Source organism: Pseudomonas sp. (assembly GCF_028293835.1).
GTDB lineage: Bacteria > Pseudomonadota > Gammaproteobacteria > Pseudomonadales > Pseudomonadaceae > Aquipseudomonas.
The window spans coordinates 1-11,344 of the sequence record NZ_JAQGNX010000124.1 but is presented as its reverse complement, the minus strand read 5'-3'; the positions used below and the strand labels follow the sequence as shown (position 1 = coordinate 11,344).

Here is an 11,344-nt window from a genome sequence, read left to right as displayed (position 1 = left end):
TCAGGATATAAGACATGTCAAAATCGATAAGCGATCTTCCATGGCTGGTGCAACCGCCTGCTGATTTTTCCGTTAAATGTCGTGAACTTAAGCTTGATACTCCTGACCTGGGGCGCAGGATTCAAGCGCTGGCCAATTGCGCGATGGACGGAAATCATCTTCAGAAACTGGCAAGTTCTATTTATAAATTACAAGCCGCCGGCGCCTCGCTTGAGCCATTGACGCAGATACGCCTGGGCATTCTGGGCAATGGAACCCAGGATTTTGTTGCGCCCGCGCTTATGGCCAGCGCGGCGCGGCACGGGCTGGCGCTTAAAACGGTCAAAGGCGAATATGACCAGGTATTGCAAGATGCGACTGACGAACATTCAGCGATAAATACCTTCCGTCCGCATGCGGTTCTGATCGCCGTCGATTACCGGGCGTTGCCCTGGCAGCCGACGCCGGGCGATGCGGCAACAGCGATGGCCAACGTGGAAATGGCCTTGAATTATCTGCAGAGCGTGCGCAGTGCTGTGCATCGTAACGGCGGCGGGCTGTGCATCATGCAAACCTTGGCTCCGTCGCCCGAAAGCCTGTTTGGCAGCTATGACCGTCGCGTTCCTGGCACGATGCGTTGGCTGATAGACGAACTGAACCGGCGTATCGTCGATGCCCTGTCGAAAACCGAAGACCTGTTGTTCGATGTGGCGCATTTGGCGGCCATAGCTGGGCTTGACGCCTGGCATTCACCGTCCGAATGGAATATGGCGAAATTGCCATTTGGCAGTGAGTTTCTGCCGCTTTACGCCGACCACATGGTGCGTATCCTCGCGGCTTTGCGCGGCCGCAGCCGCCGCTGTCTTATCCTTGACCTCGACAATACGGTTTGGGGCGGCATCATCGGTGATGATGGGCTTGAAGGCATTAAAATCGCACAGGGCGACGCTGTCGGTGAGGCGCATCTGGCCGTGCAGCGCATGGCCCTTGCTCTTCGTGAGCGCGGCATTGTTTTGGCTGTGTCTTCAAAAAATACCGACGAAATTGCCCGACGGCCTTTTCAAGAGCATCCCGAAATGCTTTTGCGCGAGGAGCATTTCGCTGTGTTTCAGGCTAACTGGCAGGACAAGGCCACCAACATCAAAGCGATCGCGCAGGAATTATCCCTGGGGCTCGACGCCATGGTTTTTCTTGATGACAACCCTGTGGAACGGGGACTTATCAGGCAAATCCTTCCTGAAGTTGCGGTTCCGGAGCTGGATGAAGACCCCGCTTCATATGCGCGCACACTGGCTGCGGCAGGTTATTTTGAAACGGTCGCGTTTTCTGAAGAAGATCGCAAGCGTGCAGCGCTTTATCAGGAAAATGCGCGCCGCATTACGTTGCAACAGCAGGCAGGGGATGTTGACGCCTATCTGGCGTCTCTGGACATGGAAATTGTATTCAAGCCGTTTGACGCCACGGGGCGCTCGCGGATCTCGCAGCTGATCAACAAATCCAACCAATACAATCTGACCACGCGCCGTTACACCGAAGCCGATGTGTTGGAGGCGGAACATGCGCCCGACACGTTCACGCGGCAGGTTCGCCTGATCGACCGGTTTGGCGACAACGGCATGATTAGCGTCATCATCTGCAAGCCGTCAGCGCCTGACACGTGGAAAATTGATACCTGGTTAATGAGCTGCAGGGTGCTTGGGCGTCAGGTAGAAGAAAGTGTTCTGCTGGAGATCATGGGGCAGGCGCGCAAGCGCGGCATCACCCGTCTGGTAGGGGAGTTTATCCCCACTGAGCGCAACATGATGGTGCAAAAACATTATCAGAAGCTGGGGTTCGATCTGGCGATGGAAGACACAAACGGTGCAACTCTCTGGGAGATACGTACCGATATCGATAAATCGGCTCCGCCGATGCGAGTCAGGCATGAAGCAACGTAGTGATCCACACCCTAAACAGGCGGCGCAGGCCCATGGAAGACTATCCAAATAATGGTAACGATACCGTACTCCCGAAACGGGATTTATTTGTTATTCCGCTCATAGTTTTCTTAACGCTTGTTTGTCTTCTGGGCGCAAGCGAACTGCTTGCGCAGTACTTCTACCCGACGCAGCCTCTAGATGCCTGTCAGATTCCGGATGACACCATGGGCACGCGCTTCAAACCCGATTGCACATCGACAACCAAGGCCCCTGAAGGGCCGTGGGTCACGAACCACTACAACGATTGTGGTTCCAGATCTGCAACTTCTTGCGCGGCGAAGCCCGAAGGGACATTACGTATCGTGGCCTTTGGCTCGTCCTTGACACAAGGCTATATAGTACCGTTTGAACAGATTTACCCGGTTCGCGTAGGCACCGCCCTAGAGACGTTATGTCATCGTTCCATCGATATCCAAGACGTTGCCAGTATTGGGTATAACTGGAACCGTGCGAAACTCGATTTCAACCAAGCGCTCAAACTCGATCCCGATGTTTTGATCACAAGTATCGTTCCATTCGATCTTGAGAAAGACCCTGAAGATTTCGAGCAAGTAAGTTCCGCACCTGCATCACCGCCGCCTCCACCGCCTCTCATTAACCGTATCTATGTCGCCATTAAGCAACAGGCGAGATCTGCTTATGTCGCGCAATATTTTTACTTCAAGAATGCCAAAGCATTCACTGACCTTTATCTACTTTACGGCGAGAAGGCGGATTTCCTACGTACGCCTTTTACGCCGTTTTGGCAAAAACGACTTGATACTTATGAAAAGCTTTTAACGGACATGGCAGATCAGGCACAGGCTGCCAATATTCCCCTCATATTGGTTTATGTGCCGCAGCGCGCCCAGGTCGCGATGCTGAGTGGTACGCCAACACCTCCTGGCGTGGACCCATGGGCTTTTAGCAAGGCAATCGGTGACATAGCAACGCGTCACGGCATTATCTATGTGAATACCAGCGACGATTTCAGTCGTCTGAAAAACGCTGCTGACCTTTATTACCCTGTTGATGGTCACCCCTCCGGAGCTGGCCATGCTGTTATAGCCGATGCCGTCGTATCGCGGCTAATCAACATGTCGGACAGTAAATTTGCGGGTTGCGCCTCGCCGTCTTCCATTGCCTCCCTTCAGCAAAGGACCGCTCTATGAATGTGCCGTCGTTTGAATTTCTAGGCTTTGCGGCTATCGCTGCTGTGGCTTTCAATCTTTTCCGAGTTGCAGCGTGGCGGCAGGTGGTTTTGTTAGCCGCCAATATCATTTTTTTCGCCAGCCAAATGCAAAGCATTGTTTCGTGCGTTCCGTTTCTATTGTTCCTCGTTTTCGGATTTGTCTTGATGCGCCTCGCCCAAAAAACAGCGGAGGATAACAATCGTTTGCTGTTCGTAACCTCATTGGTCGCGCTTGTTCTAGTGTTCGCGTGGCTTAAGAAATACGGATTCTTTCCGTCACAGGCCTTTCTTTCCTTTCCCTATGCCACGATTGGGTTGTCCTATGTTTTTTTCCGGGTGTTGCATCTGGTCATCGATGCCCGTGGCGGCACGCTGCCTTCAATCACGCCGTTAGGCTATGCCAACTACACGCTCAATTTCACGGCGTTGATTTCCGGCCCGATTCAGCTCTATCCAGACTACAAAGACCAGACTGACAAGCTTTCCCGTCCGAATGTTGTGATTATCGGACGTGCCCTCGAGCGTATCGTTACTGGTTTTTTGAAGGTGTTTGTCCTTTCACATATTCTCCACGACATGCAAGGACAGGCGCTGAGTCTGCTTCCGGAAACGATGGGGATGTGGGGGCTAGTTGCCCAAGGAATGATAGTAGCGGTCAGTTATCCGCTGTTTCTATATTGCAACTTTTCTGGTTATACCGATGTGGTGATAGGCGTGGGGTATTTTTTTGGCCTCAAGTTACCGGAGAACTTCAACAATCCCTTTATCGCTGAAAACTTCATAAATTTCTGGGGACGTTGGCACATGTCTCTGTCGAACTGGCTGAAGACTTATGTGTATTACACGCTGCTGCTGAAGCTAATGGAACGATTCCCGGCCCGTGCCGTTGAGCCCTTTCTTGGTGTAATTGCGTTTTTCGTAACGTTCTTCCTCGTCGGTATTTGGCACGGGCAAACATCAGAATTCGTGATGTTCGGCATCCTTCAGGGCGGCGGGGTAGCCGTTAACAAGCTCTATCAAATCCAAATGGCGCAGCGCTTGGGCAAGAAAAATTACAAGGCACTGTGCGCACAACCGCTTTATGTGATCGCAGCCCGTGGCCTGACCTTCACCTGGTTCACTTTTACGTTGTTCTGGTTTTGGTCGAACTGGGAGCAGATCGGGGCGTTTTATGCGTCGCTGGGCTGGGTGGGCACCCTTCTGATGTGGGGAGCCGTATGGGCGGGTGCTTCTGCGGTTATCGAAATTGTCCGCAACATGTGGCAATGGGCTCTATTGGTTAAAGCGGGAGATACCTCAGTTGTCAGGTCTCGGTATACACGTACCGTTTGTGTCACGATCTTCGCGACGCTGACAACGGTGTTTATCCTGCTCAGCAATTCTCCCGCGCCTGATATCGTCTACAAAACGTTTTGAGTGTCCGTCAGGCATTCAACGCAGCAGACCGTTCACAACGGTCGCAGCTATCTGCGCTTGCAAAGCCTGCCCTTTTGCCGTGAGATGAACCCGATCACTGGCAAAGTAAGGTGGCGGATAGGGGCCAGCCGGCTGATTAAAGGCAGGGATCCTGGCCCAGTCGATAACCGCATCGCATCCAGTCAGCGGCGCACGAATCGCATTATTCACCACGGCAATCGTGCTATTGGTCAGGACGGCACCCGCGCGGATGACGTCGGCGACGCATACGACTTTTGCCCCGGCTTCATGGGCGAGGGCCGCGCCGCGCTTGTAGGTCGCTATGATTTGGTCAGCGGTTTGTCCAGACTGTTGATCGTTATAACCGCCTTGAAGGATCACGATTTTGTTTGCTGCGTGTGATGCTTCAAGGTTTGGCTGTGCAAACTTTTTCCACTGATCGATGGCATATGAAAGCCTGCCCCCGTAAATGGCGGCATTGACCAGCTGAATGTCGTTGCGACCAAGCTGTTTCATCATCTGGTGCGTCCAGCCTTGCTGAAAAGGCGCCCCGGCGCCATCCGAATGACTGTCACCCAGAACGACGATGACGCCGTTGGTTTGTGGAACCATCGCGAAGGTGCTATCAAGTGACGCGTTAAGCGCCGCGCGGGTGGCTGCATCAACGGGCCAGGGGACGACAATGGCCGCAGATATATTCACTAGCCCCGAGCGCTTGTCTCCGCTTTGTCCTAGCGCGCCGCCCGCCAGATGGAAGTTATTCCCGCCCGTGGTGGTCGTAGAGGTGCCCAGCATATCAATCGTCTTGCCGTGCTCATCTGCCGTGCAGACGATCACGGCAGGCGTCTCCGTCGGGACCACTGCTGCGTAAGCATTATTGCCAGCACCGTCGCAGGCCATCGTTCTGGAGCCATAGCGACCAAATTGCAACCCTACGTTTATTCCCGTAACTGCTCCAACCGTGATGAAGGCGGGCGGTATGAAGGCAGAGGTCGCTTCGCCGATGACCGCTATCGTGAAATGATTGGCATCAAGAGCAACACCTGACGGCAGGCTCAGAGAGGTGTTCGCAGGATCCCACTCGCCAGCGCCGCCATGGGAGTCAAACATTATCGCTCTGCTGTTGCCATGCATACGGTCAACGGTAAGGGTTGGGCGCTCAAGCGGCGTGGACTGTAGTGCATCGTTCAGACCGCCGCCTTGATCATTCCATAAGGAAACGCGCGGTGTAACGCCAGAATTGTAGGCCGCATAGGTACGGAGAATATCGGGGGCGACGGTAAAGCGATCAAGAGCCTTTGTATCGAGTGAGCCATCTGGAAGAAAGCTTATCTGTTTGGCCGCATTCGTATCGGACCTTTGCACCGTCAGCGCCGGCCCAGCATAACAACGTGTCAACAGGTGCGTGCCGTAGGCCGTAGGCGTTAGCAACGAAAGTGAAAAGGTGGCCCCCGTCCCTGCGCCAGATGATTTCTCCGACAAGACCGCATCACGGGGTGAGCATGCATGCATGATGGGTTGAGCAATGGAAACTTCGGCCACGCCAGTGTCCGCAGACGTTTTCGAAACAATAACCGTGACACCGCCTGGCAGCGTTATCGTGTCGTTGACCCTATATTCCTTGCCGCCGGACAACGGCTTTGCGTCCGTGACATAAAGCCCTATTACATCCAGCGGCAATTGCTCCGCGATGACAGGCGCAGCAGCCGCCATGACGACAACTGCGCAGAGCATAGCGACCACGCTTAGTTTTTTAACAGGACAAGGCATGGATAACCCAGCAGAAAGTTGGCATGGATAATCAAACAACCACAAGCACCCCGTTTATGGCACCAAGGGTGATTCAGCAGAGCGTAGCTGCTTATTCAATCAAGAAACGGCTAATGGCATTTCGGTTGTTTGACCAACTGAATATGAAGTTCTTTGGATCGCTTAACATCCTGATGCTAAAGCAAAAAACCCCGGCGAAACGGCCGGGGTTTTGATTGCAGAGCGACGATAGCCGCCCATTTTTTCACATTTTATATGCCGTCGGCCGAACCCCTTAAAAATCGAGGTTAGACACCGCCAACGCATTGCTTTCGATGAAGTCGCGGCGAGGTTCCACTGCGTCACCCATGAGGGTGTTGAAGATCTGGTCTGCACCAACAGCGTCTTCAATCGTTACCTTGAGCATACGGCGTACGGCTGGGTCCATGGTGGTTTCCCACAGCTGGTCCGGATTCATTTCGCCAAGACCTTTGTAGCGCTGAATCGTATGACGCTTGGTGCTTTCCGCCATCAACCAGGCGAGCGCTTCTTTGAACTCAGTGACCTGTTTCTTGCGTTCGCCACGTTGGATGTAAGCGCCTTCTTCCAACAAGGTGCTGATTTTTTCGCCGAGGGTAGTCACGGTTTTGTAATCGTTGCTACCAAAGAAGTCGCGGTTGAACGTGATGTAGTTGGACAGCCCGTGAGAGATGAGCTCAACTTCTGGCAGCCACACGTTGCGCTCGCGATCTTCACGCAGGCTCGCTTTGTAGACCAGCCCCGACTTCTCGCCAACCCGCAGACGCGCGTCAAACAAAGCCAGCCAAGCTTGCATGCCTTCGTGGTCAGACAGTTGCTCAAGTGAAATCGGTGGCAAGTAAACGAAATGCTCGGTCAACTCCTGAGGATACAAACGCGACAGGCGCTTGAGGGTCTTCATGACCATGCGGAATTCGTTAACCAGGCGCTCCAGCGCCTCGCCTGAAATACCCGGTGCCGATTCGTTGAGGTGCAAGCTGGCGTCTTCAAGGGCCGACTGTGTCATGTATTCTTCCATGGCTTCGTCGTCTTTGATGTACTGCTCTTGCTTGCCTTTCTTCACCTTGTACAGCGGTGGCTGAGCGATGTAGATGTAACCGCGCTCGATCAGCTCCGGCAGTTGACGGAAGAAGAAGGTCAACAACAGGGTTCGGATGTGCGAACCGTCAACGTCAGCATCGGTCATGATGATGATGTTGTGGTACCGCAGCTTGGCGATGTTGTATTCGTCACGGCCAATACCGCAGCCCAACGCCGTGATCAACGTGCCCACTTCCTGCGACGAGATCATCTTGTCGAAGCGCGCTTTTTCTACGTTCAGGATTTTGCCTTTAAGCGGCAAAATAGCCTGAGTTCTACGGTTACGTCCCTGCTTGGCGGATCCGCCAGCAGAGTCCCCTTCCACTAAATAAAGTTCGGAAAGAGCAGGGTCTTTCTCTTGGCAGTCCGCGAGTTTGCCTGGCAAACCCGCGATGTCCAAAGCACCTTTACGGCGAGTCATTTCACGCGCTTTTCGCGCCGCTTCACGAGCACGCGCAGCATCAATCATTTTGCCTACAACGGCCCTGGCTTCGCTCGGATTCTCCAGCAGGAAGTCAGAGAAGTGCTTGCCCATCTCTTGTTCAACTGCGGTTTTTACCTCGGAAGAAACCAGCTTGTCTTTGGTCTGCGAGCTGAACTTGGGATCAGGAACCTTGACCGAAATGATTGCTGTCAGGCCTTCGCGTGCATCATCACCGGTAGTGGCGACTTTGTGCTTTTTGGCCAGACCTTCTTGCTCGATGTAAGTGTTCAGGTTACGCGTCAATGCCGAACGGAAACCGACCAGGTGGGTACCACCATCGCGCTGAGGAATGTTGTTGGTGAAGCACAACAGATTCTCGTTAAAGCTGTCATTCCACTGCAGCGCAATTTCGACGCCGATGCCGTCTTCGCGTTGAATGTTAAAGTGGAACACTTGGTTAACCGGAGTCTTGTTGGTGTTCAGATATTCAACGAATGCGCGTAGACCGCCTTCATATTTGAACAACTCTTCCTTACCGCTACGTTCATCCCGTAAAACAATCCCTACACCGGAGTTAAGGAACGACAGCTCACGAATGCGCTTGGCCAGGATGTCCCAGCTGAAATGGATATTTTTGAAGGTAAGATCTGACGGTTTGAAGTGGATTTCAGTACCGGTGGAATCACTCTCGCCAACGATGCGCATGGGTTCCTGAGGAACACCGTGAACATAGGTCTGTTCCCAAACTTTACCGCTACGACGAACCGTCAACAGCAACAGCTCGGACAAGGCGTTCACAACTGAAACGCCTACGCCGTGCAGACCGCCAGAAACCTTATAAGAGTTGTCATCGAATTTACCGCCAGCATGCAGCACGGTCATGATGACCTCGGCTGCCGAAATGCCTTCTTCTTTGTGTACGTCTACCGGAATACCGCGGCCGTTATCGCGCACGGTGATCGATTCGTCCGGGTGGATAACGATGCTGATTTCATCGCAGTGGCCAGCCAAAGCTTCGTCGATCGAGTTATCGACCACCTCGAAAACCATGTGGTGTAAACCGCTGCCATCGTCGGTGTCGCCGATATACATACCGGGACGCTTGCGTACGGCATCTAGCCCTTTCAGCACTTTAATGCTGGAGGAGTCGTACGTTTGATTTTCGCTCATGCATTCACTCCCGGTGGTCGTGGGTCTGGGTGATACGGCCATGTTCCACGTGGAACACAGCGACTGGCGTTTCCGTCTGCCAGCCTTCCCTCAATAATTCTTGATCTACACAGGTGATAAACACCTGGCAGCGTAAGTCTTCTAATAAACGGCAAAGCGCGAGGCGGTGATGCTCATCCAGTTCGGATGGCAAATCATCCACCAGGTATATGCATTGGCCACGCCGAGCCTGGCTGACCAAATGTCCTTGGGCTATGCGCAAGGCGCAGACCACTAGCTTCTGCTGACCGCGGGACAAAATATCCGAAGCATTATGAGCGCCTAACCTTAAGCGCAGATCAGCTCGTTGCGGTCCAGCTTGCGTATGGCCCATCTGTTGATCGCGGTACAGAGACGAGGCGAGCACAGCACTCAGCTCTTTATCCTTATCCCAACCGCGGTAATAACTTAGGGTCAAACCTTCGAGTTCAACTAGCTCACTCAGGGTCTGCTCGAACACCGGTTTAAGTGCCTTGATATAGGCTCTGCGGAATTCGTCAATTTCATCGCTGGCGAGGCACAGTTCTCTGTCCCAAGCGGCTTGCGAAGCGACGTCAAGTGTACCATGCCGGAGCCACGAGTTCCGCTGCCTGAGGGCCTTCTGCAAGCGCTGCCACGTCGACATAAAGCGAGGTTCCACGTGGAACACTCCCCAATCGAGAAATTGACGGCGGATTTTGGGAGCGCCTTCCAACAAGCGGAAGCTGTCTGGGTTGATCAACTGAAGCGGCAACGCCTCAGCCAACTGCGCCGCACTTTTGGCATTCTGGCCATCGATACGAATCTGGAAGTCGCCCTGGCGATCACGGGAAATACCGAGGCTGTTGTGGCCACCTTCCGCCAGTTCGACCTGACCAAAGACCGTACAGGCCGGTTGCTCGTATTGAATAACGGGCAGCAATCGAACGCTGCGAAACGAGCGCGCAAGACCAAGTAAATGGATTGCTTCCAATACGCTGGTTTTGCCACTGCCGTTTGCGCCGTGAAGGATATTGATGCGGGGAGAAGGGGAGAACGTCACGGGGTGCAGATTACGCACCCCAGTGACGGTGACGCGGCTAAGAGACATTCAAATTCTGCTGACGGTAGACACGTTACAGGCGCATCGGCATAACAACGTAAGCAGAGTCATCGTTGTCCGACTCCTGCACCAGTGCGCTGCTATTGGAATCGGACAGAATCAGACGGACCTGCTCGGTGGTCATCACGCCCAACACGTCCAACAGATAGCTGACGTTAAAACCAATCTCCAGATTGCCGCCATTGTAATCGACGCCAATTTCTTCCTCAGCTTCTTCTTGCTCTGGGTTGTTCGCTTGAATTTTCAGCAGCCCACTGGCCAATTGCAGACGAATACCACGGTACTTTTCGTTGGAAAGAATGGCAGTGCGGCTGAATGCTTCACGCAGTGCTTGTCGATCACCCAACACCAACTTGTCGCCGCCTTTTGGCAGAACACGTTCATAGTCCGGGAATTTACCGTCCACCAGTTTTGAGGTGAAGGTGAATTCGCCGGTGGTGGCGCGGATGTGGTGCTGACCCAACACGATACTGACAATGCCGTCCTGCTCAGTCAGCAACCGCGCAAGTTCCAGGATCCCTTTACGGGGAACGATGACTTGATGACGATCCGCTTGCTCGATCTCGGCGGTCATTGAGCACATCGCCAATCTGTGACCGTCAGTGGCCACCGCGCGCAGTATGCCTGCGCTAACTTCGAGCAACATTCCGTTGAGGTAGTAACGGACGTCTTGCTGAGCCATGGCAAAGCTGGTGCGCTCGATCAAACGGCGCAACTTGCTCTGCACAAGATTGAACGTAAGCGAACCTGGACCTTCTTCCACCGTCGGAAAATCGTTGGCCGGCAACGTGGACAAGGTAAAGCGGCTACGGCCAGCCTTGACCACCAGCTTATGTTCATCGAGTTTTATATCGATCAACGCATCGTTGGGAAGGCTCTTACAGATATCCATCAGCTTGCGAGCAGGTACGGTAATTTCCCCTGGCTCGGCAGGCTCTTCCAGTTGAACACGACCAACCAGCTCGACTTCCAGGTCGGTACCTGTCAGCGAAAGCTGCTGCCCCTGAACGACCAAGAGCACGTTGGAAAGCACCGGCAAGGTCTGGCGGCGTTCAACGACGCCGGCGACCAGTTGCAGAGGTTTCAACAAGGCTTCGCGTTGAATGGTGAAATGCATGGTCTAGTCCCTTGCCTTAATAAGCTGCGCTGGTGTCATCAGGTTGTCAGTGTCCGCAGCAGGTTCTTGTAGTCCTCGCGAATATCCGCGTCGGATTCCT

At 53.5% G+C, this 11,344-nt stretch carries 7 protein-coding genes; 3 read left to right on the top strand and 4 right to left on the bottom strand.

Features of this window, described 5'->3' with window-relative positions; all coding sequences use genetic code 11:
- Positions 1 to 47: 47 nt before the first annotated feature.
- From JWR17_RS17460 to JWR17_RS17450, 3 genes are read left to right on the top strand one after another with little or no spacing between them, the layout of a single operon-like run.
- Positions 48 to 1,916 (top strand): HAD family hydrolase, encoded by a 1,869-nt coding sequence (locus JWR17_RS17460; RefSeq protein WP_299833196.1) that lies wholly within the window; start codon positions 48 to 50, stop codon positions 1,914 to 1,916.
- A gap of 32 nt (positions 1,917 to 1,948) precedes the next feature.
- Positions 1,949 to 3,109, top strand: coding sequence for a GDSL-type esterase/lipase family protein (locus JWR17_RS17455; protein ID WP_299833195.1), 1,161 nt, complete (start codon positions 1,949 to 1,951; stop codon positions 3,107 to 3,109).
- Positions 3,106 to 4,545 (top strand): MBOAT family O-acyltransferase, encoded by a 1,440-nt coding sequence (locus JWR17_RS17450; protein ID WP_299833194.1) that lies wholly within the window; start codon positions 3,106 to 3,108, stop codon positions 4,543 to 4,545. Before JWR17_RS17455 ends, JWR17_RS17450 begins: the two co-directional genes overlap by 4 nt.
- Positions 4,546 to 4,560: 15 nt before the next feature.
- Here the strand turns inward: JWR17_RS17450 and JWR17_RS17445 are convergent, their stop codons facing one another.
- From JWR17_RS17445 to dnaN, 4 genes are all read right to left on the bottom strand, one after another.
- On the bottom strand, positions 4,561 to 6,360 hold the full coding sequence (locus JWR17_RS17445; RefSeq protein ID WP_299833192.1) for an SGNH/GDSL hydrolase family protein: 1,800 nt from the start codon (positions 6,358 to 6,360) through the stop codon (positions 4,561 to 4,563).
- Positions 6,361 to 6,589: 229 nt separating this feature from the next.
- Positions 6,590 to 9,007 carry a DNA topoisomerase (ATP-hydrolyzing) subunit B gene (gene gyrB, locus JWR17_RS17440; protein ID WP_299833191.1) on the bottom strand — a complete coding sequence of 806 codons (2,418 nt, stop codon included), beginning with the start codon at positions 9,005 to 9,007 and terminating at the stop codon, positions 6,590 to 6,592.
- Positions 9,008 to 9,011: 4 nt separating this feature from the next.
- On the bottom strand, positions 9,012 to 10,115 hold the full coding sequence (recF, locus tag JWR17_RS17435) for a DNA replication/repair protein RecF (protein ID WP_299833190.1): 1,104 nt from the start codon (positions 10,113 to 10,115) through the stop codon (positions 9,012 to 9,014).
- A 25-nt stretch (positions 10,116 to 10,140) separates the two neighbouring features.
- Entirely contained in the window at positions 10,141 to 11,244 is a 1,104-nt protein-coding gene (gene dnaN / locus JWR17_RS17430) for a DNA polymerase III subunit beta (protein ID WP_299833189.1), read from the bottom strand.
- Positions 11,245 to 11,344: the final 100 nt, after the last annotated feature.